The sequence below is a fragment of the Lysobacter capsici genome (assembly GCF_018732085.1).
In the GTDB taxonomy this organism is placed as follows: domain Bacteria; phylum Pseudomonadota; class Gammaproteobacteria; order Xanthomonadales; family Xanthomonadaceae; genus Lysobacter; species Lysobacter capsici_A.
Window position 1 is genome coordinate 2,555,049 of record NZ_CP076103.1, and the last position, 25,647, is coordinate 2,580,695.

24 protein-coding genes are annotated in these 25,647 nt (G+C 66.7%); 14 read left to right on the forward strand and 10 right to left on the reverse strand.

Annotated features, from left to right (window positions below):
• Both KME82_RS10730 and KME82_RS10735 read left to right on the forward strand, forming a co-directional pair.
• Positions 1-3,147, forward strand: a complete 3,147-nt coding sequence (locus KME82_RS10730; protein WP_215498491.1) for an efflux RND transporter permease subunit — start codon at positions 1-3, stop codon at positions 3,145-3,147.
• Positions 3,148-3,355: 208 nt separating this feature from the next.
• Entirely contained in the window at positions 3,356-4,006 is a 651-nt protein-coding gene (locus KME82_RS10735; protein ID WP_215498492.1) for an IS1595 family transposase, read from the forward strand.
• A gap of 578 nt (positions 4,007-4,584) precedes the next feature.
• Here the strand turns inward: KME82_RS10735 and KME82_RS10740 are convergent.
• The 3 genes from KME82_RS10740 to KME82_RS10750 all read right to left on the reverse strand — a co-directional run bounded on the left by KME82_RS10740 (position 4,585) and on the right by KME82_RS10750 (position 7,766).
• The gene (locus KME82_RS10740; protein ID WP_215498493.1) at positions 4,585-5,790 is read right to left on the reverse strand and encodes a TraB/GumN family protein; all 1,206 of its coding nucleotides are present in this window, start codon (positions 5,788-5,790) and stop codon (positions 4,585-4,587) included.
• Between the two features lie 415 nt (positions 5,791-6,205).
• The gene (locus KME82_RS10745) at positions 6,206-7,132 is read right to left on the reverse strand and encodes an alpha/beta hydrolase (RefSeq protein ID WP_252255691.1); all 927 of its coding nucleotides are present in this window, start codon (positions 7,130-7,132) and stop codon (positions 6,206-6,208) included.
• A 19-nt stretch (positions 7,133-7,151) separates the two neighbouring features.
• The gene (locus KME82_RS10750) at positions 7,152-7,766 is read right to left on the reverse strand and encodes a TetR/AcrR family transcriptional regulator (protein WP_215498494.1); all 615 of its coding nucleotides are present in this window, start codon (positions 7,764-7,766) and stop codon (positions 7,152-7,154) included.
• 485 nt (positions 7,767-8,251) lie between these two features.
• Between KME82_RS10750 and KME82_RS10755 the strand changes: the two genes are divergently transcribed.
• Both KME82_RS10755 and KME82_RS10760 read left to right on the forward strand, forming a co-directional pair.
• Positions 8,252-8,854, forward strand: a complete 603-nt coding sequence (locus tag KME82_RS10755) for a TetR/AcrR family transcriptional regulator (protein ID WP_215498495.1) — start codon at positions 8,252-8,254, stop codon at positions 8,852-8,854.
• 164 nt (positions 8,855-9,018) lie between these two features.
• A complete protein-coding gene (locus KME82_RS10760) occupies positions 9,019-10,053 on the forward strand; it encodes an NADP-dependent oxidoreductase (protein WP_215498496.1) in 1,035 nt (344 codons plus the stop codon).
• Between the two features lie 280 nt (positions 10,054-10,333).
• On the opposite strand, the gene KME82_RS10765 is transcribed toward KME82_RS10760, so the two are convergent.
• From KME82_RS10765 to ykgO, 6 genes are all read right to left on the reverse strand, one after another.
• A complete protein-coding gene (locus KME82_RS10765) occupies positions 10,334-10,897 on the reverse strand; it encodes a GNAT family N-acetyltransferase (protein ID WP_215498497.1) in 564 nt (187 codons plus the stop codon).
• Positions 10,894-11,781, reverse strand: a complete 888-nt coding sequence (locus tag KME82_RS10770) for a carbon-nitrogen hydrolase (RefSeq protein ID WP_215498498.1) — start codon at positions 11,779-11,781, stop codon at positions 10,894-10,896. The genes KME82_RS10765 and KME82_RS10770 overlap by 4 nt, the downstream gene beginning before the upstream one ends.
• A 96-nt stretch (positions 11,782-11,877) precedes the next feature.
• The gene (locus KME82_RS10775; protein WP_215498499.1) at positions 11,878-12,417 is read right to left on the reverse strand and encodes a hypothetical protein; all 540 of its coding nucleotides are present in this window, start codon (positions 12,415-12,417) and stop codon (positions 11,878-11,880) included.
• 195 nt (positions 12,418-12,612) lie between these two features.
• Positions 12,613-13,653 (reverse strand): agmatine deiminase family protein, encoded by a 1,041-nt coding sequence (locus tag KME82_RS10780; RefSeq protein ID WP_215498500.1) that lies wholly within the window; start codon positions 13,651-13,653, stop codon positions 12,613-12,615.
• Between the two features lie 4 nt (positions 13,654-13,657).
• Positions 13,658-13,987 (reverse strand): hypothetical protein, encoded by a 330-nt coding sequence (locus KME82_RS10785; protein WP_215498501.1) that lies wholly within the window; start codon positions 13,985-13,987, stop codon positions 13,658-13,660.
• A gap of 179 nt (positions 13,988-14,166) precedes the next feature.
• Positions 14,167-14,292, reverse strand: coding sequence for a type B 50S ribosomal protein L36 (gene ykgO, locus KME82_RS10790; protein WP_010342887.1), 126 nt, complete (start codon positions 14,290-14,292; stop codon positions 14,167-14,169).
• 298 nt (positions 14,293-14,590) lie between these two features.
• Between ykgO and cmk the strand changes: the two genes are divergently transcribed.
• From cmk to galU, 8 genes are all read left to right on the forward strand, one after another.
• Complete coding sequence (gene cmk, locus KME82_RS10795; protein ID WP_215498502.1) at positions 14,591-15,283, forward strand: (d)CMP kinase; 693 nt, start codon at positions 14,591-14,593, stop codon at positions 15,281-15,283.
• 238 nt (positions 15,284-15,521) lie between these two features.
• Positions 15,522-17,210, forward strand: a complete 1,689-nt coding sequence (gene rpsA, locus KME82_RS10800) for a 30S ribosomal protein S1 (protein ID WP_036103144.1) — start codon at positions 15,522-15,524, stop codon at positions 17,208-17,210.
• Positions 17,211-17,418: 208 nt separating this feature from the next.
• Positions 17,419-17,721 carry an integration host factor subunit beta gene (locus KME82_RS10805; RefSeq protein WP_036103140.1) on the forward strand — a complete coding sequence of 101 codons (303 nt, stop codon included), beginning with the start codon at positions 17,419-17,421 and terminating at the stop codon, positions 17,719-17,721.
• Positions 17,722-18,046: 325 nt separating this feature from the next.
• The gene (locus KME82_RS10810; protein ID WP_215498503.1) at positions 18,047-18,319 is read left to right on the forward strand and encodes a lipopolysaccharide assembly protein LapA domain-containing protein; all 273 of its coding nucleotides are present in this window, start codon (positions 18,047-18,049) and stop codon (positions 18,317-18,319) included.
• Between the two features lie 2 nt (positions 18,320-18,321).
• On the forward strand, positions 18,322-19,497 hold the full coding sequence (gene lapB / locus KME82_RS10815) for a lipopolysaccharide assembly protein LapB (protein ID WP_215498504.1): 1,176 nt from the start codon (positions 18,322-18,324) through the stop codon (positions 19,495-19,497).
• Positions 19,498-19,500: 3 nt separating this feature from the next.
• Positions 19,501-20,502, forward strand: a complete 1,002-nt coding sequence (locus tag KME82_RS10820) for a lipopolysaccharide biosynthesis protein (protein ID WP_215498505.1) — start codon at positions 19,501-19,503, stop codon at positions 20,500-20,502.
• A 39-nt stretch (positions 20,503-20,541) separates the two neighbouring features.
• A complete protein-coding gene (locus tag KME82_RS10825) occupies positions 20,542-22,452 on the forward strand; it encodes a polysaccharide biosynthesis protein (protein WP_215498506.1) in 1,911 nt (636 codons plus the stop codon).
• On the forward strand, positions 22,452-23,351 hold the full coding sequence (gene galU, locus KME82_RS10830) for a UTP--glucose-1-phosphate uridylyltransferase GalU (protein WP_215498507.1): 900 nt from the start codon (positions 22,452-22,454) through the stop codon (positions 23,349-23,351). The genes KME82_RS10825 and galU overlap by 1 nt, the downstream gene beginning before the upstream one ends.
• 78 nt (positions 23,352-23,429) lie before the next feature.
• Here the strand turns inward: galU and KME82_RS10835 are convergent, their stop codons facing one another.
• Complete coding sequence (locus KME82_RS10835) at positions 23,430-23,870, reverse strand: hypothetical protein (RefSeq protein WP_215498508.1); 441 nt, start codon at positions 23,868-23,870, stop codon at positions 23,430-23,432.
• 100 nt (positions 23,871-23,970) lie between these two features.
• Here KME82_RS10835 and KME82_RS10840 point away from each other — a divergent pair, with 100 nt between their 5' ends.
• Entirely contained in the window at positions 23,971-25,266 is a 1,296-nt protein-coding gene (locus KME82_RS10840) for an NAD(P)/FAD-dependent oxidoreductase (RefSeq protein ID WP_215498509.1), read from the forward strand.
• Positions 25,263-25,619, forward strand: coding sequence for a tRNA-binding protein (locus tag KME82_RS10845; protein WP_215498510.1), 357 nt, complete (start codon positions 25,263-25,265; stop codon positions 25,617-25,619). The genes KME82_RS10840 and KME82_RS10845 overlap by 4 nt, the downstream gene beginning before the upstream one ends.
• Positions 25,620-25,647: the final 28 nt, after the last annotated feature.

Below are 25,647 nucleotides of genomic sequence, written 5' to 3' on the forward strand. Positions count from 1 at the left end.
ATGAGCGTCGCCGAGATCAGCATCAAGCGGCCGATCACGACCATCATGCTGTTCGTGTCGATGTTCGTGATCGGTTTGATCGCGGCGGTGCGGCTGCCGCTGGAATCGCTGCCCGACATCACCGCGCCGTTCCTGTTCATTTCGCTGCCGTACGACGGCTCCACGCCGGAGGAAGTCGAGCGCACCATCCTGCGTCCGTCCGAGGAAGCGCTGGCGACGATGACCGGGATCAAGAGCATGCGCGGCAACGCGACCGCGACCGGCGCGTCGGTGTTCCTGGAGTTCAAGGACTGGGACCGCGACATCTCGATCGCCGCGTCCGATGCGCGCGAGCGCATCGACGCGATCATGGACGACATGCCCGAGGGCTTTCAGCGCTACTTCGTGTTCAAGTGGTCCAGTTCCGATGAAGCGGTGTTGCAGGTGCGGCTGGCCGGCGACATGGACCTCAGCCGCGAATACGACCTGATCGATCGCGAATTCAAGCGCCGCCTGGAACGCATTCCCGGCGTGGCCAAGGTCGAGATCGGCGGCGCCGCGCCGAACGAGGTCGAGATCGCGATCCTGCCAGATCGCATGCTCGCCCACGGGGTCGAACTCAATACCCTGACCAAGAGCCTGCAGGCGCTGAATTTCTCGATTTCCGCCGGTGAAATCGAGGACGGCGGACGCCGCCTGCGAGTGCAGCCGGCCGGCCAGGTCACCGACCTGGAGCAGTTCCGCAATCTGGTCATCAACACCAGCGGCCTGAAGCTGCGCGACATCGCCGACGTGCGCCTGAAGCAGGCGCGCCTGAACACCGGACGGCGTCTGGACGGCCGGCCGGCGATCGGTCTGGACATCTTCAAGGAACGCAACGCGAACCTGGTGGAAGTCTCGCGCCTGGCCCTGGCTGAGGTCGAGGCGATCCGCGCCCAGCCGTCCTTGCGCAACATCGAAATCAAGGTGGTGCAGAACCAGGGCAAGGACGTGACCAGCTCGCTGCTCGAACTCGGCGAGGCCGGCGCGATCGGCCTGCTGCTGTCGATCGCGGTGCTGTTCTTCTTCCTGCGCCACTGGCCGTCGACGCTGATGGTGACCCTGGCGATCCCGATCTGTTTCGTGATGACCCTGGGCTTCATGCACTTCATCGGCGTGACCCTCAACGTGCTGTCGCTGATGGGCCTGCTGCTCGCGGTCGGCATGCTGGTCGACAACGCGGTGGTGGTGGTCGAGAGCATCTATCAGGAACGCGAGAAGATGCCCGACCAGCCGCAGCTGGCATCGATCATCGGCACCCGCCACGTCGCCATCGCGCTGTCGGCCGGCACCTTGTGCCACTGCATCGTGTTCCTGCCCAACCTGATCGGCGAAACCAACGACATCAGCATCTTCATGTCGCAGATCGCGATCACCATCTCGGTGTCGCTGCTGGCCTCGTGGCTGGTCGCGGTCAGCCTGATCCCGATGATTTCCGCGCGCCTGAAGACACCGCCGGCGGTCAACACCACCACCGGCCTGATCCCGCGGCTGCAGCGCGCCTACGCGCGTTTCCTGCGCTGGACCCTGGAGCATCGCGGCCTGAGCGTGCTCGGCATCGTCCTGGTGGTGGCGCTGAGCCTGGTGCCGATGACCCAGACCAAGTTCGACATGTTCGGCAACGAGGGCGGCAAGGAAGCGTCGATCGATTACCAGTGGAAGGGCAACTACACCCGCGACCAGATGTCGGTGGAGATCCTCAAGGTCGAGCAGTTCCTGGAAGCGCGGCGCAAGGAGTACCACATCAAGCAGATCTACTCGTTCTTCAGCGAGCAGGGCGGCGGCGGTGCCGGCACCCGGCTGCAGTTCAAGGAAGACGAGGTCAAGAACACCAAGGCCCTGGTCGACACGATCAGCAAGGCGCTGCCGAAATCGGCCAAGGCCGATATCACCATGGGCCAGAACAACGGTGGCGGTGGCGGCGGCGGTGGTGGCGGCCAGGGCGGCCAGAGCGTGCAGGTGCAGCTGATCGGCGATTCCACCGAGACCCTGGCCGAGCTCGGCCGCGACATCGTGCCGATGCTGTCGCGGCGGGCCGAACTGCGCGACGTGCGGGTGGATTCGGGCGACCGCAACACCGAGCTCAACGTGCGCGTCGACCGCGAACGCGCGGCGGCGTTCGGCTTCAGCGTCGAGGAAGTCTCGCGCTTCGTCGGCCTGGCGCTGCGCGGCGCGCAGTTGCGCGACTTCAAGCGCGGCGAAACCGAAGTGCCGGTGTGGGCGCGGTTCGCCGGCGCGGAGAGCTACAGCATCGAGAACCTGTCGGAGTTCACCGTGCGCGCCGCCGACGGCCGCAGCGTGCCGCTGCTGGCCATGGTCAACGTCGACGTGCGCCCGACCGCGAGCCAGATCAACCGCAACAATCGCCAGACCACGCTGACCATCCTGGCCAACCTCGGCGCGAAGGTCACCACGCCCGACGCGCGCAAGGCGATGGAGGAAACACTCAAGAAGGTCTCGTTCCCGGCCGGTTACAGCTACAGCTTCGACGGCAGCTCGTTCGAACGCGACGACGACGCCGGCAAGCAGATGATGATCAACCTGGTGCTGGCGCTGGTGATGATCTACGTGGTGATGGCGGCGGTGTTCGAATCGTTGCTGTTCCCGGCGGCGATCATGAGCTGCGTGGTGTTCTCGATCTTCGGCGTGTTCTGGCTGTTCTGGCTGACCGGCAGCTCGTTCACCGTGATGGCCTTCATCGGCATCCTGGTGCTGATGGGCGTGGTGGTGAACAACGGCATCGTCATGGTCGAGCACATCAACAACCTGCGACGGCGCGGCTTGTCGCGCACCGAGGCGCTGGTCGAAGGCAGCCGCGAGCGGTTGCGGCCGATCATGATGACCATGGGCACGGCGATCCTGGCGATGATCCCGATTTCGCTCAGCGACACCGTGGTGCTCGGCGGCCTGGCGTACTCGCCGATGGCGCGCGCGGTGGCCGGCGGCCTGGCGTTCTCGACCGTGGTCAGCCTGCTGTTCCTGCCGACCATCTACGCGATTCTCGACGACCTGCGTTCGGCCACCGGGCGGTTGGTGTTGCGGGCGCGGGGCAAGACCGCGCCGGGCACTGCGAACGCGTCGGGCGATGCTTCGGCCGGCGATGAGCCTGCGGCACCCGCGCACGCCTGATCGGCGTGCGTTGGGTGTGGGGCTGTGCGTCGCGGACTCACACGGTACCCAACGATCGTTTCCCAGCCGCCTTGCGCAACCCTCCTACCGCTTCCCCCTTTGAAAAAGGGGGGCTAGGGGGGATTTGCTTTTACCCGCAAGCGCCGGGCGAACGTTCAAGCAAAAGCAAAGGGGCTGTCCTAGATAAGAATTCGATCTAGGATGAGAAATGGCGATAAGTCGCTGTCGGATAAGGAAAAAAGACCAACTCAGGCTGGTCGAGCTGTTCGTGGCCCAAGCGACCGCCCGTACCGCGGCCGATCTGGTGGGAATTCATCGCAACTCCGCGGCGCTGTACTTCCACAAGCTGCGCCAATGCATGGCCGCTCAGATGGCCGAAGTCGAGCCGGAAATGGCGGTCTTCGAGTGCGACGAGAGTTACTTCGGCGGAGCGCGTAAAGGCAAGCGAGGACGAGGCGCCGCGGGCAAGGTCTGCGTGTTCGGCATCCTCAAGCGCGACGGCAAGGTGTATGCCTTGCCGATTGCCGACACCCGCAGCCAGACCTTGCTGACGGCCTTAAAAACCCGGGTTTTGGCCCATTCGGTGGTCTACACCGATCACCTGGCCAGCTACAACATACTGGATGTGTCGGGCTTCAAGCATCGCCGGGTGAATCACCGACATGAGTTCGTGACCCGTCGTGGGAACCACATCAATGGCATCGAGAACTTCTGGAATCAGTCCAAGCGGATCTTGCGTAAGTACAACGGCATTCCGCGCAAGAATTTCTTCTTGTTCCTGAAAGAGTGCGAGTTCCGTTTCAACTATGGGACGCCCCGTCAGCAGCTCAACACGCTGCGGGACTGGGTTGGGCTATAACCCTTATCTAGGACAGCCCCAAAGCAAAAGCAAACCCCCCGCGCTGCGCAGATCGGATTGAAACGAATCTTGCGCCGGGCGCCGCCCCCTTTTTCAAAGTGGGCCATGGTTCGCGGCGATGCACGATCGGGAAAATGGGCCATGGTTCGTGGCGATGCGCGATCGGAAAGTGGGCCATGGTTCGCGGCGATGCGCGATTGGGAAAGTGGGCATTGTTCGCGGCGATGCGCGATCGGTGTGGATGCGTTGGCGGTTGTTGTGACGTGGCATTCGCTCGCAGGCGTTCGCTCAACGATCGTACCGACAACGATCACGCCGATCCGCGAACCCACCTATCCGCGAACCCACCTAGCGCTTCCCCCCTTTGAAAAAGGGGGGCTAGGGGGGATTTGCTTTTACCCGCAAGCGCCGGGCGAACGCTCAAGCAAAAGCAAAAGCAAATCCCCCGCGCTGCGCAGATCGGATTGAAACGAATCCTGCGCCGGGCGCCGCCCCCTTTTTCAAAGTGGGCCATGGTTCGCGGCGCTACAGCCCGGCAAGCCGCTCAACTCAACTCACCTCACCCGAGCGCGTCCGAATCACCCAACCAACTTGCTCGCAATCCGAAACCCGGCGATCCAAACCCCCACGCCGGTGCCGATGTTGGTCAGCATGAAGTTCAACACCACCCGCGCCACGCGATTGCGATACCAGCCTTTCAGCGTTTGCGCATCGTCGCGCAGCGCCATGAAGTCGCCATAGGCCGGCTTGCGCTGATGCACCTCGACCAGGGCGCTCAGCGCGCCGGTCGGCACGCCGGGGCGGAATGGCTTGAGCGGCGCGACCACCGCGGCGGTGATGACGCTGAAAGGATGACCGCCGGCCAGCAGACAGCCCAGCGCGGCCAGGCCGCCGGTGTACAGCACCCACTGCAACAGCAGGTCCGCGCCCATCGCCACGCCGCCTTTCCAGAAGCCCCAGGCGATGCCGGCCAGGATCAGGCTGGTGATCACGATCATCACCCACGGCACCTTGCTCTTGGTCTGCACCTGTTCGAGTTCGGTGCGTTGTTCGACCGGATCCTGGGTGTCCTCACGCAGATGCTTGGCCAGGCCTTGCAGATGGCCGGCGCCGACCACCGCCAGCACTTCGCGCGCGTCGCCGTGGGTCTCGCGCAGGCGCGCGGCCATGTAGCGGTCGCGCTCGGCGATCACGGTTTCGTACAGTTGCGGGCTTTCGGCGGCGAATTCGCCGAAGCTCGATTCGAGCATGTCGCCCTGCTTGAGCTTCTCGATTTCTTCCTCGCCGACCTCGTCGGCGGCGAACAGGCCGCTGATCAGGCCGACGCCGAGCTTGGCCCGGCCCCAGAACCCCAGTTTGCTGGACGCGCGCTTGAAGGTCAGGCCGACTTCGCGGTCGATCAGATGCACCGGCAGCTCGCGCTGGCGCGCTTCGAGCACCGCGCGCTTGAGTTCGGCGCCCGGCTCGATGCCGAGTTGCTCGGCGAGCCGGCGCTGGTACGCGGCCAGGGCCAGGTTGGCGGCGAACAGCGCGGTCTTGCCCGAGCGGATCACCTGGATCAGGTCGAGCTTGGCCAGTGCGTCGGGGTCGGTGAGCGCCTGCAGGCGCTGCGCGTCGAGCTCGACCGCGACCGCGTCGTAGCGACCGCTGCCGACCGCATCGCGGACCGCATCGACGCTGGCCTGCGACACGTGCGCGGTGCCCAGCAGGGTGTAGCGGACGCCGTCGCGTTCGACGATGGCGTGCGGTTGGCCTTGCAGGCCGTCGTTCAGCGGTTCATTCATTCGGATGGGGGCTTCTGGCTCGCGCGGCGAGGAGCTGTGCCGGAGCACAGAAAGGCCCGCAGCATAGAGGTCGGGCGGGGGTGCCGGCAAACCCGCGACGGCGCTCGGGGAACGGCGAACCGGCGCGGCGCGCGGGCCCGATGGGCTTGGCGGCGTGGCGGCGAATGCGGGCGCGGCGATTGCGGCGCATCGGGACGATGAGCCGCGTGGGCGATATCTGGCGCGCGGCGGGACGATGCTGCCAGCGGGCGCTTGACGACGGACGCTTGCATTCGCGATCGGCATAAACCGCAAAGCGAACGGTCTGGCCGAAGCCGGAGGGGTGGAGCCCCGGCCAGACCGGTCGCGTGTTGCACCGGCTGTTACTCGTTACTCACGGCTCTCTATTCGTTTTCGATCGACCGAACGGCCTTACTCACGCAAAGCCATAAGGCAGGTTCTCGCTGGACACCACTTTCTCGCCGACCTGTTCGCCGTGCAGGAAACGCAGCGCCGCGACGATCACGCCGCCGTCGTCGGCAATACGGTTGTGGCCCAGGCCCTTGGTGCTGAGCAGGCGCGAATCGGGCCAGTAGCGCGCATAACGCTCGCCTTCGGCCCACGGTACTTCGCGATCGTCCAGGTCGTGCACGATCAGGGCCGGGCGGGCGATGGTCGGCGCGTTGCGATGCGCCTGCTGCGAATCGAAGCTGATGCCGATGCGCGCCTCGAAGTACGCGAACATGCGCCGGCACAGATCCTCGCCCACCCACAGGAACCGGGCGAAGCGCTTGACCGCGGCGACCGGGTCGGCCGCCGGCGCGATCAGCACCGCGCGGTCGGCGCGCAGGCCGCGCGCCATCGCCAGCAGCGCCGCGGCGCCGCCGAGCGAATGGCCGATCACCGCCGCGGCCGGGCCGTAGTGTTCGCCGACCTTGTACAGATGGCGGGTGAAGTCGGGCAGGGTGGCCAGGCGTCCGCCGCTGCGGCCGTGACCGGGCTGGTCGAACGCGACCACCGCATAGCCTTCGGCCCGCAACTGCGGCAGCCACTTGGCCACGCGGGTGCCATGACTGGACCAGCCGTGCGCGAACAGCACATACGGCTGACGCTGCGGATCGCCCCAGACATAGGCGGCGATGGCGTGGCCGTCGATGTCGAGCGTGTCCTGGCGCGCATCGAAGGTCGGCGCGGCCAGCGCGCGCCGCCGCGAGGAGGCGAACGGGGTGCAGAACAGGTCGGCGGCGCGGCGCATGGTCGCCTCGGGCGCGAACCAACCGCCGAAAACGAAGCCCAGGCGCAGGCCGTATAGCTTGATTGCGTTACGAACGGTCGTGCTAATTTTGGCGATAAGCGGGTACATGACGGACCTCGTCGGGCGCTCAGGCGGTGGGGGAGGACGCGTAGGAGCGGATCAGGCGCTCGAAGGCGCGCCGGCCGCGTTCGGTGGCGGCGTCGAAACCGAACAAGCCGGCGTCGTGATGGACGATCAGCGCCAGTCCGTAGATTTCGAACGCAAGTTGCTCGGTATCGGTGTCGGCGCCGAGTTCGCCGCTGTCGATGGCCAGTTGCACGGCCTGGCCCAGGACCTGGCGCCAGCGCTTCTGCTGTTCGACCACCCAGTCGCGCAGGGAGCCGGGCCGGTCGTCGTACTCGCTGACCGCGCCGAGCAGCACGCAGCCACCGTCGGTGTGCCGCGACCAGTCGAACCAGGCATTCACGATGGCGCGCAAGCGCACCAGGCCGCGCGGTTGCTGCAAGGCCGGCAGCAGCACATAGCCGACGAAACGCTGTCCGGCCATGTCGAGCACAGCGAGCTGGAGATCCTCGCGCGAGCCGAAGTGGGCGAACACGCCGCTCTTGGACATGCCGACCGCGGCCGCGAGCGGACCGATCGACAGCCCTTCCAACCCGGCCGAGCAGGCGATGCCGTAGGCCTGCTCGAGGATCGCGTCGCGGGTGGCGGCGCCTTTGTTGGTGGCGGTCAGGGTCGACATGGGATGAAAAATAGCACGTCCGTTCGTTTTATTGTCACCGTTCGTCGGCCGCAAGGGCACGGATCGAGTAAAGCCGAGCACTGGCTTGGTGTCGAGAGTGCGTTATTCGTGTGGCCGGGCCATCGGTCTTTAGGCGCAGGCAGTGGGCGCGACGGCCGCAGGAATGCAGGGGGTATCGCGCCAGAGCATGTGCCGTGGAGCGCATGTTTCGTGAAAGGACAGACCGCAGCTAGGGCGCGGAACGGTGCAACAAACCCGCCGCCGATGCATCGGCAACGGCCGCCCCACGTCGCGCAACCGATAACGGCGCGATCAACCTGCGACCGACCTCCAAGGCCGCGAGGTCTTTTGTGGGAGGGGCTTAAGCCCCGACGCTGTTCGATCAGATCGCGATCAAGCCCAGCCCAGCCAATAACCAGAAAAGCGCATATCGATCTGCTCATTCGCGCCTAGACGACCGGTCTAATGGCCGCTAATCTAACCCCATGAACGCCACCCCCGCCGCAACCGACGTCCGCCAGCACATCCTCGACATCGCCCATCCCTTGCTGCTGCGCCGGGGCTTCACCGCGGTCGGCCTGGCCGAGATCCTGAGCGCGGCGCAGGTGCCCAAGGGCTCGTTCTATCACTACTTCGGCTCCAAGGAAGCGTTCGGCGAGGCGGTGCTCGAAGCCTACTTCGCCGACTACCTGGGCCGGATGGACGAACTGCTGGCGCAACCGGGCACCGCGGCGCAGCGGCTGACCGCCTACTTCCGCGACTGGCTCGATTCGCAGACCGGCGACGAGGCGCAGAGCCGCTGCCTGGTGGTCAAGCTCGGGGCCGAGGTCTGCGATCTGTCCGAAAGCATGCGCGCGGCCCTGGCGCGCGGCACCCGCGGGATCACCGACCGGCTCGCCCGCTGCATCGAAGCGGGGCGGGTGGACGGTTCCCTGGCGGCCACGCGGGATGCCTGCCTGGCCGGAGCGGAGCTTTACCAGAACTGGCTCGGCGCCAGCCTGCTGGCCAAGATCACCCGCGACCGGGCGCCGTTGGACACCGCCATGGCCAGCACCCGGCAAGCGCTGGGTCTGCTCGCGACCGCTTGAAGCGGGCAGGCGCAGGCCTTCCCGCTTTTTCTTCGCCTGTTTAGTAGACGACTGGTCTATTCAAGCTTGCGCCGGTCAGCGAACTGGGCGCTGCCTGAAGCCGCCGTCCGTCGATACACCCACCGCGATTCACCCGACTCCCACCCCCGACAGGACCTCATCCCATGCCGCAAAGCGACACCGTCAATCGCCGCTTCCTCCTCGCCGCCCGCCCGCAGGGCCTGCCGACCGCGCAGGACTTCCGCCTCGATCAGGCCGCCGTGCCGGTGCCGGCCGACGGGCAGGTGCTGCTGCGCACCGTGTACCTGTCGCTCGATCCCTACATGCGCACCTTGATGGAAGAAGGCGGCACCTCGTATGCGCCCGGCGTGGCCCTGGACGCGCCGATGATCGGCGGCACGGTCAGCCGCGTGGTCGCGTCCCGGCATCCGCGGTTCCAGGTCGGCGAGCTGGTGCTCGGCAACGCCGGCTGGCAGGACTACGCCTTGTCCGACGGCCAGGACCTGACCGCGCTCGGCGAGATGGCGCAGCCGTCGCGCGCCTTGGGCGGGCTCGGCATGCCGGCGTTTACCGCCTACGTCGGCCTGCTCGATATCGGCCAGCCCCGCCCGGGCGAGACCGTGGTGGTGGCCGCGGCGACCGGCGCGGTCGGTTCGGTGGTCGGGCAGATCGCCAAACTCAAGGGTGCGCGCGTGGTCGGCATCGCCGGCGGCGCCGACAAATGCCGGTATGCGGTCGAAACGCTGGGGTTTGATGTCTGCCTCGACCGCCACGATCCGCAGTGGACCGAGCAACTCGCCGCGGCCTGCGCCGACGGCATCGACGTGTATTTCGAGAACGTCGGCGGCGCGGTGTTCGATGCGGTGCTGCCGTTGCTCAACCAAGGTGCCCGCGTGCCGGTGTGCGGACACATCGCCGACTACAACCGCCAGAATCTGCCGGCCGGACCGAACCGGCTGCCGCTGCTGATGGCGACGGTGCTGCAGCAGCGCATCCGCATGCAGGGTTTCATCATCCTCGACCACTATGCCGATCGTTTCGACGCGTTCCGCCGCGACATGGGCGAGTGGATCGACGCCGGTCGCGTGATCGTGCGCGAGGATGTGATCGACGGGCTGGAGAACGCGCCGGAGGCGTTCATCGGTCTGCTCGAGGGGCGCAACTTCGGCAAGCTGGTGGTGCGCGTCGCCGAGGTTTGATGGGGTGTGGGCGAACTGCTTCGGGCCGTGACAGTGCGGCCCGAAGTGTTGCGGGAGGTCTTTTGTGGGAGGGGCTTCTTCAGCCCCGACGCTGTTCGATCAGTTCACGATGCAGCATCGATTTTCGATCGGTTTGCGATGAAGCATCGAGGCGATCGGAACGGAAGGCGTCGGGGCTGAAGCCCCTCCCACAAAAGACCTCTCACAAAAAGCCTCCCATAAAGAATTCCGACAGGGACGTCCCTCAGCGGAGTTCAAGGCACTTCGGGCTTGAGCGAGGCTATTTCAGCCCGGGCACGTTCTCATCGGGCTCGCCGAGATTGCCGTCGCCCAGCGGGCGCACCATCTGCACCGTGTCCAGCCAGCGCCCGTGTTTGCGGCCCAGGCCGTGGAACACGCCGGCGAGCTTGAAGCCCAGGCGTTCGTGCAGCGCCACCGACGCGGCGTTGCTGCCGTCGCCGATCACCGCGACCATCTGCCGGAACCCCAGCGCGGTGCAATCGTCGATCAGGCGCAGCATCAGCGCGCGGCCGATGCCGCGGCCGTGGAAGGCCGGTTCGATGTAGACCGAGTTCTCCACCGTCCAGCGATAGCCGATGCGGGTGCGATAACTGGTCGCGTAGGCGTAACCGGCGAATGCGCCTTCGCATTCGGCGACCAGATAGGGATAGCCGGCGTCGACGATCGCGCGCCAGCGGCGGCGCATCTCGGCCAGGTCGGGCACGTCGTATTCGTAAGTCGCCAGGTGCTCGCGCACCTCGACCGCGTACAACGCGTGGATCGCAGCGAGGTCGCTTTCGACCGCCGGGCGCAGCTGCAACGACGCGGGCGCGGCGGGGCTCAATCGCGGTACCGCTTGAGCAGGTCGGCGTAGGCGTCGATGCGGCGGTCGCGCAGGAACGGCCAGATCCGCCGCACGTGCTCGCTGCGGCCCAGGTCGACGTTGGCCATCACGATCTCCGGCTCGGCGGTCTTGGCTTCGGCCAGGTACTCGCCCTGCGGCCCGAGCACGTGGCTCGACCCCCAGAACTGGATGCCCGAAGCACCGATCGGCGAAGGCTCGTGCCCCACGCGATTGACGCTGAGCACCGGCAAGCCGTTGGCGACCGCGTGGCCGCGGTGGCTGAGGATCCAGGCCATGCGCTGGCGATCCTTTTCGTCCTGCTGATCGTCCGGGTCCCAGCCGATCGCGGTCGGGTACAGCAGCAGGTCGGCGCCGGCCAGCGCCATCAGCCGCGCGCCTTCCGGGTACCACTGGTCCCAGCACACCAGCACGCCCAGGCGGCCGACCGAGGTGTCGATCGGCTCGAAGCCGATATCGCCCGGGGTGAAATAGAACTTTTCGTAGAAGCCCGGATCGTCCGGGATGTGCATCTTGCGGTACTTGCCGGCGATGGAACCGTCGGTTTCGTAGACCACCGCGGTGTTGTGGTACAGCCCGGCCGCGCGGCGCTCGAACAGCGAGCTGACCAGGACCACGCCGTGCTGCTTGGCCAACGCGCCCAGGCGCTGCGTGCTGGGGCCCGGGATCGGCTCGGCCAGGTCGAACTCGGCCACCGATTCATGCTGGCAGAAATACGGCCCGTTGTGCAGTTCCTGCAGCAGCACCAGCTTGGCGCCTTGCTTCGCGGCTTCGGCGACGCGGCTTTCGATATTGGCCAGATTGGCCTCGCGCGAGCCGTGGTCGCGGTCCTGGATCAGGGCGACGGGGAGGGTGGTGGGCTTCATCGTCGGGTCGCAATCACGAGCGTGGGGCCGATCATTGTAAAGCCGAAGACCGCGACTGCTCCGTCGCGCGATCGGCCTCGCGCGACGGGCGCCGGATCAGCCGGCGGCTTCGAGCGGACAGTTGCGGGGATTCTCGACGGTCAGGTCCGACGGCGCTGCGTCGGTGCCCTGGTCCAGCACCCGCAGCTCGCAGGTGTGCGGCCGGTGTTGCTCCTGGATGATTTCGTAGCTGTGGCCGGCCTGTGGAATGAAGCTGGCCAGATTGCGGCAAGTGCCGTGGGTCATGTACATGCCCGGCTCGCTGGATTGATCAGGCGGGCCGCCGACGCTGTATTCGTGCAATCCGGCGATCAGGTAGAGCCGTTGGCCTGCGTCGACCACGGCGGTTTTGTCGACGGTCGCGTAGGTGAGCATCCAGCCCAGGCGTCCGGTTCCCGCAGATCGCGAGCATCGACTGTCGCGATAACCGGCATACACCTGCAACGAACGGCCGCCCAGGTGCATGGCGCCCCGGCTCATGTTCAAGGTGGCGGTGCCGGAGCCCGGCGATTGCGGCTTGTAGTAGCGCGGGCCGCAGCCGCTGAGCAGGCCGACCGCGGCGAGAGCCAGACCGGTAGCAAGGATGGTTCGACGCATGAGATCCCCTGAGTCGCGCGCGAATGGAGGGTGGCGCATAGAGGCCGGAGATTGTCGCAGTGGTATCCGTTCGGCAAGCCTCGCGGCGCCTAGGGCCGTGGATGGCCTGGAGCCAAATGGCCCGTGGCCCGTTACAGACAAATCGGCCGCCGAAGCGGCGGCCGATGTCTGCGTTGGCTCAGGACGAAGCGAGACCTAGCCCGCCACCACGCCCCGCGGCAACTGCATGGTCACGCAATGCAGGCTGCCGTTCTGCCAGATCAAGGGCCGGCACGGCACCGCGACGATTTCGCGATCCGGGAAGGCCTGCGCCAACACCGCCTGAGCTTCGCCGTCGCGGGCGTCGCCGTAGGCCGGCATCAGCACGGCGCCGTTGACGATGAGGAAGTTGGCGTAACTGGCGGCCAGCCTTCGGTTTTCGTCGATGATCGGCTGCGCCCACGGCAGCGCGAACAGGCGGTACGGCTGGCCGTCGCGGGTGCGCAGAGCGGCCAGTTCGGCGGCCATGGCCTGCAGTTCTTCGTAGTGCGAATCCGACGGATCGTCGCAGCCTTGGTAGACGATGGCGTCGACCGCGGCGAAGCGGGCCAGGGTGTCGATATGGGCGTCGGTGTCGTCGCCTTCCAGGTAGCCGTGGTCCAGCCACAGCACCCGGTCCTGCCGCAGCCAGGCCGACAGCTTGGCGGTGAGGTCTTCGCGGCTGGCGTCGGGGTGGCGTTCGTGCAGGCACTGCCAGGTGCTCAGCAAGGTGCCCGCGCCGTCGGTCTCGATGCCGCCGCCTTCCAAAGCGAAATCAATGCTTTGGCGCTCGCTGTTCGCGAAGATTCCCTGATCGCTGAGCCGTTCCACCAGCAGATCGTCCTGGCTGGCGTCGAACTTGCCGCCCCAGCCGGTGAAGCGGAAATCGAGCAGGCGGAAGCCGCCGTCGCCGCGTTGCAGGGTGATCGGTCCGGAGTCGCGCAGCCAGGTGTCGTCGTAGGGCGCGTCGATGAAACGCACCGCGCCCATGTCGATCCGCGCCGAGGACAGGCGCGCGCGGGCATACGCCTGCACGTCGTCGTCGGCCACGCAGATCAGCACGGGCTGGAAGCGGGTGATGGCCGCGACCAGGGCGATGTAGGTTTCCTCGACCTCGCCCAGGCGATCGGCCCAGTCGGTGTCGGCGTTCGGCCACGCGATCAGGACCGCGGATTGGGGTTCCCACTCCGCGGGGAAGCGCAATGCGTTGTTAGTCATAACCTCAAAGGATAGGCGGTTTCGGCCCGACTTCGTTCGCGTCGGCCTTGTTCGCCACCACGTCGATCACCCGGCTCTTCTCGAAATACACGGTGAAGGCCGGATAGACCCAGCGGTTGATCTGCGGCCACTGCCGTTTCTGACCGCCGCGCGCTTCCAGGCGCTGGGTCGGCTCGCCGTAGCGGGCCTTGACCTGGTCCATGCCTTGACCGCGCACCGGCAGCAGGGCCTTGCCCTCGTGCTGCACGCGCTCGATCAACAGGGTCTCGGCCGAGGCGGCGCCGGACAGGGCGAGCAGGGCAAGCAGGGGTGCAACGGCAATGCGCAGTTTCATGGCAAATCCACCTCGTCAAAGGACGCGGGATTCTAGGCACAAGGTGACGCTTAACGGCAGCGTGCGGCCGTCACGTTTTTGCGAAGCGGTTGGGCGCGAGGGGTGGGAGAACGAAGAAAGCCGCCTTGCGGCGGCTTTCGACTTGAACCTCATGCGGCCGGTTGGGCCGCAGGCGGGTCTCAGCGCTGACGCGCCTTGAAACGCGGGTTCGACTTGCAAATCACGAAGACCTTGCCGCGGCGGCGGACGACTTTGCAGTCGCGGTGACGGGCCTTCGCCGACTTCAGGGAGGACAGGACCTTCATGACAGACCTCGGCAAAAAATAGGTGAAAGAAACGGGGTGGAAAAGTTAGCCCGCGATTGTACCGGATAAATCTTCGTCCGATCAAGCGCTTGCAGGGAAAAAATTCACTCGGCGTGGGTCGGGCGGGGCGATACGGCCAAATTCATGGGCGAATCGGCTCGCGGGCCCGCGGTCGGGCGGCCGCCTGCTGCTGGCCGGCGGGCCGGGTCGGCGCAGTGGACGCGTGGACCGGTTCGCCGGCTCGCGCGTCGGCACCGGCCGAACCGAAACCGCTTCCAGCCGCCGCATAATAGGCGGCATGAATAATGCACCCTCTGACAGCACCACCATCCCCGTCCTGACCATCGACGGGCCTTCGGGCTCGGGCAAGGGCACCATCAGCCGCCTGGTCGCCCAGCGCCTGGGCTGGCATTACCTGGACTCCGGCGCCCTGTACCGCGCGGTCGGCGTGGCCGCCGGCTGGGCCGACCTGGATCTGGCCGACCCGGCGGCCTTGGTCCGCTGCGCCTTCGACACCCGCATCGGCTTTCGCGACGACCCGTCCGGCGAATTGCGGGTGCTGGTCAACGAGCAGGACGCCACCGACGAGCTGCGTACCGAGACCGCCGGCGCGGCCGCCTCGGCGATCGCCGCGATTCCGGAGGTCCGGGCCGCGCTCAAGGATCGCCAACGCGCATTCAGGCAGGCACCCGGCCTCGTCGCCGACGGACGGGACATGGGCACGGTGATCTTCCCGGACGCCCCGTTCAAGGTCTTCCTGACCGCCAGCGCCGACGAGCGCGCGGACAGGCGCTATAAGCAGTTGAAAGACAAAGGAGTTTGCGTTACCTTGGACGGTCTGCTGCGGGAGATTTTGGCCCGCGACGCCCGCGATGCCCAGCGCGCGGTGGCTCCTTTGCGACCGGCTGAAGACGCCGTCCGCATCGATACCACCGGTCTGGGAATCGACACGGTAGTCGAACAGGTGCTGGCTTTGTTGCCTGCGCGCTGAACGGCCATCGAGCACGGCGCGAGCCGATCGTCCGCGGCAGAGATACGCAACAAACGTTTCACAAAAAATCTCAGCAACAAAAACCCCGTCGCAATCCTGCGGCGGATCAACCAACAACACATGGTGCAGTTCCATCGCGCCACATAACGGGTGGGTCGACCACGTTCTGCTTGCGTTGCCACGACGGCAACGATGTCAAACGGTGCGGCCCGTGTGTTCAACCGAGATATTCAATCCAATGACCGAATCATTTGCCGAACTGTTCGAAGCCAGCCAGCAATACCTGGCCAAGCTGAAGCCGGGCGCGATCGTCACCGGTACCGTTGTGGAAGTCCGCAGCGACGTGGTGGTGATCAACGCCGGCCTGAAGTCCGAAGGCATTGTGCCGATCGAACAGTTCCGTAACGACGCCGGCGAGATCGACGTTGCCGTGGGCGACGAGGTCAAGGTCGCACTCGACTCGATCGAGAACGGCTTTGGCGAAACCGTGTTGTCGCGCGAGAAGGCCAAGCGCGCGATGGTGTGGGACGAGCTCGAAGAGGCGCTCGAAAAGAACGAGACCATCACCGGCCGCATCAGCGGCAAGGTCAAGGGTGGTTTCACCGTCGACATCAAGGATGTCCGCGGCTTCCTGCCCGGTTCGCTGGTGGACGTGCGCCCGGTGCGCGACTCCGCCTACCTGGAAGGCAAGGAACTCGAGTTCAAGCTGATCAAGCTGGACCGCAAGCGCAATAACATCGTCGTCTCCCGCCGCGCGGTGGTCGAGAGCGAGTACAGCGTCGAGCGCGAACAGCTGATGGAGAAGCTGCAGGAAGGCGCGATCCTCAAGGGCGTGGTCAAGAACCTCACCGATTACGGCGCGTTCGTGGACCTGGGCGGTATCGACGGTCTGCTGCACATCACCGACATGGCGTGGAAGCGCGTGCGTCACCCGTCGGAAGTGGTCGAAGTCGGCCAGGAACTCGATGTGCGCGTGCTCAAGTACGACCGCGAGCGCAACCGCGTCAGCCTCGGCCTCAAGCAGCTGGGCGAGGATCCGTGGGACAACATCGCCCGTCGCTACCCGGCCAACACCCGCGTGTTCGGCAAGGTCAGCAACGTCACCGATTACGGCGCGTTCGTCGAGATCGAGCCGGGCGTGGAAGGCCTGGTCCACGTGTCCGAAATGGACTGGACCAACAAGAACGTCAACCCGTCCAAGATCGTGCAGGTCGGCGATGAGGTTCAGGTCATGGTGCTCGACGTCGATGAAGAGCGTCGTCGTATCTCGCTGGGCATGAAGCAGGTCACCTCGAACCCGTGGGAGACCTTCGCGGCCATCCACAAGAAGGGCGACAAGGTCGAAGGCCAGATCAAGTCGATCACCGACTTCGGCATCTTCATCGGCCTGGACGGCGGTATCGACGGCCTGGTGCACCTGTCGGACATCAGCTGGAACACCACCGGCGAAGACATCGTGCGCAACTTCAAGAAGGGCGACACGCTGGAAGCCGTGGTTTTGGCCGTGGATCCGGAGCGCGAGCGCATCTCGCTCGGCGTCAAGCAGCTCGAGCAGGACCCGATGGGTCAGTACGTCGCTTCCAACGCCAAGGGCTCGATCGTCAAGGGCGTGGTCAAGGAAGTCGACGCCAAGGGCGCCACGATCGAACTGGCCGATGGTATCGAGGGCTACGTCGCTGCGCGCGACATCGCCAAGGAACGCGTCGAAGACGCCTCCACGTACCTCAAGGTCGGCCAGGAAGTCGAAGCCAAGATCATCGGCACCGACCGCAAGGGTCGCAGCATGCAGCTGTCGATCAAGGCCAAGGACGAAGCCGAGCAGCAGGAAGCGCTGTCGGACTACAACCACCGCGCTTCGGAAGCCTCCAGCGGCACCACCAGCCTCGGCGCGTTGCTGCGCGAGCGTCTGGGCGGCAAGTCCGAGTAATCGCAGGCTTTACGTTCTATCGCAATACGGCCGGGATTCGTCCCGGCCGGCGGTATCCGCGTCGCGGTCCGGCCCAGTGCCGGCCGCGATGCGACACCGGGACGGTCCGGCCATGCCGGCCGTCTTCGGTCTGCGGCAGGGGATCGCGGCGTTCCGCGATGTCGCAGGCACTCTTCAACGACCTTCATAAGGCCAGGCAACACTCCGCATGACCAAGTCCGAGCTCATCGAGATCCTTTCGCAGCGTCAGGCCCATCTCAAGGGCGACGATGTGGATCTGGCGGTGAAGGCATTGCTGGAAATGATGGGCGGCGCCTTGTCGGCCGGCGAGCGGATCGAGATCCGCGGCTTCGGCAGTTTTTCGCTGCATTACCGTCCGCCGCGCCTGGGCCGCAACCCCAAGACCGGCGAATCGGTCGCGCTGCCCGGCAAGCATGTCCCGCATTTCAAGCCCGGCAAGGAATTGCGCGAGCGCGTCAGCGGCGTTACGCCGTTGGACGAGGAAAGCTGAAAGCCTGGGAATGCGTGGCGGCTGCGTCGCCTTGAGGAGTGAGGAACGAGCGGCATCGCCGCCGGTCCGCTCCCGATTCCTTGTTCTGTATGTACCGGCCGCGCTGGCCGAGGGGCAGGGCGATCACGCCCCGACTCACGCCTCACTTCTTCAAACTCGTGTTTCCGGCACTGGCCGCACCGGCCGAGGAGCAGGCGCCCGCGCCCTGACTCACGCCTCACACTTCTAAACTCGTTCCTGCCACGCCCACACGCCGCGCGCATGCGCGTCCGTTAAGCTAGGCGCGACACGCACGAGACCGTGCAAGACCGTTGGAACCCTCCCCATGCGCGTGATCCGCCTTCTCATCGCCCTGGTCTGCCTCGCGGCAGGGGCGATTCTCGGCGCCCTCAACCGCCAGATCGTCAGCATCGATCTGGGCGTGGGCTTCATCCCGGCGACTTCGCTCGGCATCGCCCTGATCGTGGCGCTGCTGATCGGCGCGCTGATCGGCGGCCTGGCGATCAGCGCCAGCGTGGTCCTGCCGCTGCGCCGCCGGCTCGCCCGCGCCCAGCGCGTCACCGTGGCGCCGCCCACGATCGCCGGCCCCGAGGTCTGAGCATGGAATTCATCAGCCAGTGGTTCTGGTTCTTCCTGTTGCTGCCGATCGCCGCAGTCAGCGGCTGGGTGGTCGGCCGGCGCGGCGGCGAGCGCCACAGCGACAACCAGGTCAGCCGCCTGTCGACCACTTACTTTCGCGGCCTCAACTACCTGCTCAACGAACAGCCCGACAAGGCGATCGAGCTGTTCCTGCATATCGCCGAACTCGACAAGGACACCTTCGAGACCCAGGTCGCACTGGGCCATCTGTTCCGCCGCCGCGGCGAGGTCGACCGGGCGATCCGGCTGCACCAGGCGCTGGTGCAGCGGCCGGGGCTGAGCGATCAGCAGAAGGTGCAGGCGCTGCTGGCGCTGGGCGAGGACTACATGCGCTCGGGCCTGCTCGACCGCGCCGAGACCGTATTCAGCGATCTGGTCGCGCTGGACCTGGCGCCGCTGGCGCTGCGCCACCTGATCGGCATCTACCAGTCCGAGCGCGACTGGGACAAGGCGATCGAGAACGCCCGGCGCTATGAAGCGGCGACCGGCGAGCCGATGGGCAAGCTGATCGCCCAGTTCGAATGCGAACTGGCCGACCGCCACCGCGCCGCCGGCGACAGCGAGGCCGCGCGCGCCGCGGTCAAGCGCGCCTACGAGGCCGACGCCAACTCGGTGCGGGCCGGCATGCTCGAAGGCCGGATCGAGGTCGAGGCCGGCAACGATCCCGCCGCGATCCGCGCGTTCGAGCGGGTCGCCCGCGCCGATCCGGACTACCTGCCCGAAGTGCTGCCGTCCCTGCTCAGCTGCTACGAACGCGACGGCGACGCCACCGGCGCGCGCGCGTTCCTGGCCGAGATGTGCGAACACTACCGCGGCATCGCCCCGGTGCTGGCGCTGACCCGGATGGTCGAGGCCGAAGACGGCGTGCCGGCCGCGCGCGCCTACCTGGCGCGGCAGCTCAAGGACCGCCCGTCGGTGCGCGGCGAAGCGGCGCTGATCGACCTGACCATCGCCGAAAACGCCGACCCGCTGGCGACCCTGCACGATCTCAAGCACATCACCGACCAACTGCTGGTGCGCAACCCGAGCTACCGCTGCAAGAGCTGCGGCTTCGGCGCGCGCAGCCACCACTGGCAATGCCCGAGCTGCAAGGAGTGGGGCACGATCAAGCCGCTGTTGAACTACGCGGTGGTCTGAACCATGTGGCAGTGGATCGCGATCTATGCCGCGCTGGGCGCGGCAGGGACTTGGCTGGCGCGCATGTACGCGGTGCGCAGCAACATGATCGACCAGCCCGGCGAGCGCCGCAGCCACAGCGAGGCGACCCCGCGCGGCGGCGGCATCGCCATCGTCGCGGCGGTATTGATCGCCGCGGTCGCGCTGGGCCTGCGTTTTCCCTCGCATGCGCCGGTACTGTGGGCGTTCGCGCTGGGCCTGCTGATGGTCGCGGCGATCGGCTGGGTCGACGACCACCGGCCGTTGTCGCCGTGGCTGCGGCTGGGCGTGCATGTGGCGGCCGCGGCGGTGTTCGGTTTCGCGCTTTGGTACGTACTCGGCGACCCGTGGCTAGGGCTGGCCGCGTTCGTGCTCGCGGTCGGGCTGACCAACGTGTGGAACTTCATGGACGGGATCAACGGCCTGGCCGCTTCGCAGGCGGCGCTGGTCGGGTTCGCCCTGGTCGGGCTCGGCGGCACGGTCTGGAACTGGCTGGCGCTGGCCTTGATGGCGGCCTGCCTGGGCTTTGTTCCGTTCAATTTCCCGCGCGCGCGGATCTTCATGGGCGATGTCGGCAGCGGCGCGATCGGCTACGCCGTGGCCGCCTTGACCGTGGTCAGCGCCGGCCTGCTGGGGCTGCGTTCACAGGGCGGACTGGCGACCGGCCTGGCCATGGCGATGATTCCGCTGGCCGCATTCATGGTCGATTCCTCGCTGACCCTGCTGCGGCGGGTGAGGCGCGGTGAGCGTTGGTGGACTCCGCACACTCAGCATGCTTATCAGGTCTGGGCGAGGCACATCGGACACACACGCGTCACCCTTGCCTATGCGCTTTTCACATTGCTGGCCTTACTCTCCATGCGGCTTGTGACCGAAGTCCGAATCGGTTTCATGCTGTGTATGGGGGCCGGATGGTATATATCCGGCGCTTTTTTTTGGTGGCTGATCCAGAAGACCGGAACCCGATCCGACGGTCGGAGCCACTGACGCGACCCCAATCAGTACCAGTCATCAGGCGAGGCAAGAATGAGCTCATGGCGTGATCGTCTCAAAAGCGGACTGCCGCGCATGGCGGTGGTCGCGCACGATCTCGCGATGGTCTGGCTGGTCTGGCAGGCGCTGCACAAGCTGCGCTTCGGCATCACCGCCACGCCGCCGCCGCTGCCGCTGTGGTCGACCGAGATCGCCCTCGTCCTGCTCGCGCAGGGGCTGGTGTTCTGGCAGGTCGGCCTGTACCGCGGCCTGTGGCGCTTCGCCGGTGTTCCCGACCTTTGGAATATCTTCAAAGCCTGCATGCTCGGTTTGTTCGCGATCGTGCTCGGCTTGTTCCTGTACAACCGCGTCGAACAGGTCCCGCGTACCGTGCTGGTGCTGTATCCGCTGGTGCTGATGGGCATGCTCGGCGCGCCGCGTCTGCTGTATCGCGCCTGGAAGGACAGCCGGATCGACAGCGCCAACGCGGTGTCGGTGCGCATCCTGATCCTCGGCGCCGGCCGCGCCGGCGAGGCGCTGGTCCGCGATCTGCGCCGCTTCGGCACCTATCACCCGGTCGGTTTCCTCGACGACGCCGCGCGCCTGCGCGGCAGCAAGGTGCAGGGCGTGCCGGTGCTGGGCCGGGTCGACGACGTGGCCGAGATCGCCCGCGAGACCGCGGCCAAGCTGCTGGTGATCGCGATGCCGTCGGCCGACGCCAATGCGATGCAGCGCATCGTCATGGCCTGCGAACGCACCGGTGTGCCGTTCCGGATGGTGCCGCGCCTGCAGGACGTGCTCGAAGGCCGTTCGCTGCCGGGTGAGTTGAAGGAAGTCGCGATCGAGGATCTGCTCGGCCGTAAACCCGTACTGCCGGATTGGAAAGCGATCCGTGGCTGGTTGGGCGCGCGGTCTGTCTTGGTCACCGGCGCCGGCGGCTCGATCGGTTCGGAGTTGTGCCGCCAGTGCGCGCGCCACGGCGCCGGCCGCATCGCCCTGATCGAAATCGACGAACTCGCCCTGGTCACCACCGAAACCGCGTTGCGCCGCGATTTCCCCGACGTCGAATTCATTCCGATCCTCGGCGACTGCGGCGACAAGGCCGTGATCGAATACGCGCTCAAGCTGGCCGAACCCGACGCCGCCTTCCACGCCGCCGCCTACAAGCAGGTGCCGCTGCTGGAAGCGCAACTGCGCGAAGCGGTGCGCAACAACGTGCTGGCGACCGAAACCGTCGCGCGCGCCTGCCGCGCCGCCGGCGTGGGCACCTTCGTGCTGATCTCCACCGACAAGGCGGTCGATCCGGTCAACGTGCTCGGCGCGACCAAGCGCCTGGCCGAGATGACCTGCACCTCGCTGGCCGACCAGCGCAAGACCCGCTTCGTCACCGTGCGCTTCGGCAACGTGCTCGACTCGGCCGGCAGTGTGGTGCCGCTGTTCCGCGAACAGATCCGCAGCGGCGGCCCGGTCACGGTCACCGATCCGGAAGTCACCCGTTTCTTCATGACCATTCCCGAAGCCTGCCAGCTGATCCTGCAGGCCTCGGCGATCGGCACCCACGAGGCGATCTACACCCTCGACATGGGCGAGCCGGTGCCGATCCGCCTGCTCGCCGAGCAGATGATCCGCCTGGCCGGCAAGCAGCCCGGCCGCGACGTGGCGATCGTCTACACCGGCCTGCGCCCGGGCGAGAAGCTGCACGAGACGCTGTTCCACGCCGACGAGCGCTATCGCCCGACCGTGCATCCCAAGATCCTGCAGGCCGAGCCGCGCGACGTGTCGACCAGCGCGCTGGAGCACTCGCTGCAACAGCTGCGCGAAGCCTCGATCCGCTACGACCGCGATGCGCTCGCGGTGTTGCTGCGCATCGCCGTGCCGGAGTTCCACCCGGTGGGTGAACATCCCGATTACAAAGAGTCGGGTACTGTCGTCGCATTCCCCGCCCGTAACGCCAGGAAGATTTGATGCCGCCACGTATCCGCAAGGCCGTCTTCCCGGTTGCCGGTCTGGGCACCCGCTTTCTCCCCGCGACCAAGACCGTTCCCAAGGAAATGCTGCCGATCATCGATCGGCCGCTGATCCAGTACGCGGTCGATGAGGCCATCGAAGCCGGGTGCGACACCCTGGTGTTCATCACCAATCGCTACAAGCACGCGGTCGCCGATTACTTCGACAAGGCCTACGAGCTGGAACAAAAGCTCGAACGCTCCGGCAAGCTGGAACAGCTCGAACTGATCCGCAACGTGCTGCCGCCGGGCGTGCGCGCGGTGTTCGTGACCCAGGCCGAAGCGCTCGGTCTGGGCCATGCGGTGCTGTGCGCCAAGGACGTGATCGGCAACGAACCGTTCGCGGTGCTGCTGCCCGACGACGTGATCTGGAACCGCGGCCCCGGTGCGCTCAAGCAGATGGCCGACGCGGCCGAAACCACCGGCGCCAGCGTGATCGCGGTGCAGGACGTTCCGCGCTCGCAGACCGCCAGTTACGGCATCGTCGCGACCGACGGCTTCGATGCGCGCCAAGGCCGCATCCGCGCGATCGTCGAGAAACCCGCGCCGGACGTCGCGCCGAGCAATCTGGCCGTGGTCGGCCGCTACGTGCTCAATCCGGGCATTTTCGAACTGCTGGAAACGACCACGCCGGGCGCCGGTGGCGAGATCCAGCTGACCGATGCGATCGCGACCCTGCTCGAACGCGAAACCGTCAACGCGTATCGGTTCCAGGGCACCCGCTTCGACTGCGGCACCCACCTGGGGCTGATCGAGGCGACCATCCGCTATGCGCTCGATCACGAAAAGCTCAGCGATGCGGCCCGCCAGTTGATGCAGAACGCGTTGAACGAACTGGGCGTGGAAGACCTGGCCTGAGGTCGGACGCTACGCGGAGAATCGGGTAACGCCCGGGCCTCGCCATCGTGTTCGCTGGTCTCGGCTGAGCCAGTCGGCTCAGTTCAACCACAGCCATACCGCCAACGCCGCCGCGACCAACAGTCCGGCGGCGTTCTGCGCTAGACGGCCCAGCCGTTCGCTGCGCCGCGACCAGTCGAGTGCGGCGCGTTCGCGCAGCACGCTCACATCGCGATAGGTCTTCCAGTCGCGCGGCGGAAACCGGCCTTGCGCGCGCGCGGCCCGGCCCAGTCGGCGCAGGCCGCGACCCCATCCCAGCAAGGGCAACACCGGCGCCAGCAGCATCAGCACGATCGCCCGGGCCAACCAGCGCCGCGCGTGTTCGGGCGGGCCGGCGACGATCTGGCCGCGCACCGTCAGCAGCCACTCGTGCCAATGCCACAGGCCGATCGCGCAGACCAGCACGGTCGCGGCGAGCAGCCACAGGCTGCGTCTGCGGTAGGCTAGGTCGGCGCGGTGGATTTCGCAGCTTGGCTGCATGGTTCGCTGCGATCGTTCAAGGCAGGTGGTCGGCGTCGGCGCGGCGGGTCCGCGCATTGCACGCGCTCGGCCGCCCTCATCAAACCGCTGCGCTTCGTCCATGTCCATACCCGCCGAAAATTACTATCGCGCCAGCCTCGAACACCGCCCGCAATGGCCGATGTTGGAGGGCCGGGCGCAGACCCGCGTGTGCGTGATCGGCGGCGGCTTCGCCGGCCTCAACACCGCGCTCGGCCTGGCCGAGCGCGGGCTGTCCGATGTGCTGCTGCTCGACGCGCAGCAGATCGGCTTCGGCGCGTCCGGGCGCAACGGCGGGTTCGTGTTCGGCGGTTTCTCGCGCGGCGAGGATGCGTTGCTGCGCGAACTGGGGCCGCAACGCGCGCGCGCGCTGTACGCGGGCACGACCGATGCGGTCGAACTGATCCGCAGCCGCATCCATCGCCACGCCATCGAATGCGATGCGGTCCAGGCGGGGATCATCTGGGCCAACTGGTTCCGCGATCCGCAGGTGCTGCGCTCGCGCCAGCAGTTGCTCGCCGAGCATTTTGGGGTCAACTGGCAGTGGTGGTCGCGCGAGCGCGTGCGCGAACGGGTGCGCAGCGAGCGTTATCACGAGGCCTTGTTCGAACCGCAGGCGCTGCATTTTCATCCGTTGAAGTACGCGCACGGCCTGGCGGCGCTGGCCGCGCGCCTGGGCGTACGCGTGCACGAGCGCAGCCCGGCGCTCGCGCTGGAGCGCGACGGCGCCGGCTGGCGGGTGCGCACCGAACATGGCGAGATTCATGCCGAGCAGGTGGTGCTGGCCTGCGGCGGGTATCTGGCCGGGCTGCGGCGCCGGGTCGACGCGGCGGTGATGCCGATCGCGACCTATGTGATGGTGACCGAGCCGCTCGGCGCGCGCTTGCACGAAGCCCTGCATACCAACGCGGCGGTTTACGACACCCGTTTCGCCTTCGACTATTATCGGCCGCTGCCCGATACGCGCCTGCTGTGGGGCGGCCGCATCTCGGTGCGCGATCGCTCGCCGGGCGAGGTAAAGCGGCTGCTGTATCGCGATCTGCTCAAGGTGTTTCCGCAACTGGGCGGCGCGCGCATCGATTACGCCTGGTCGGGATTGATGAGTTACGCGCGGCACCAGATGCCGCAGATCGGCCAGGTCGAGCCCGGCCTGTGGCTGGCGCAGGCGTTCGGCGGACACGGCGTCGCGCCGACCACCTTCGCCGGCGAACTGCTCGCCTCGGCGATCGCCGAGGGCGATGAGCGCTGGCGCGAGCTGTCCGATTACGGCTTGGTCTCGGCGATGAAACCCGCCGGTCTGCTGGCGGCGCAGCTGAGTTACAGCTGGGCGCAATGGAAGGACGCGTGGAAAGACATGAGCGAAGGAATCAGACGATGAGCCAGGCACCCCCGGAACCCACCGCGACGATCGAGTGGAGCGATTTCGAAAAAGTCGTGCTCTGCGCCGGCACCGTGACCCAGGTCGAGGAGTTTCCGCAGGCGCGCAAGCCGGCGTGGAAACTGTGGGTCGATTTCGGCCCGTACGGCATCCGCAAGACCAGCGCGCAGATCCGCCATCTGTACGCCGCCGAAGATCTGGTCGGGCGCCAGATCGTCGGGGTGATCAATTTCCCGCCCAAGCAGATCGGGCCGTTCGTGTCGGAGTTCCTGCTGACCGGCTTTCCGACCGACGAGGGCGTGGTCATCACCACGATCGAGCGGCCAGTGGCGAACGGCACCCGGATGGCCTGAGCCACCAACCGCCGGGGTCGAACCCGGC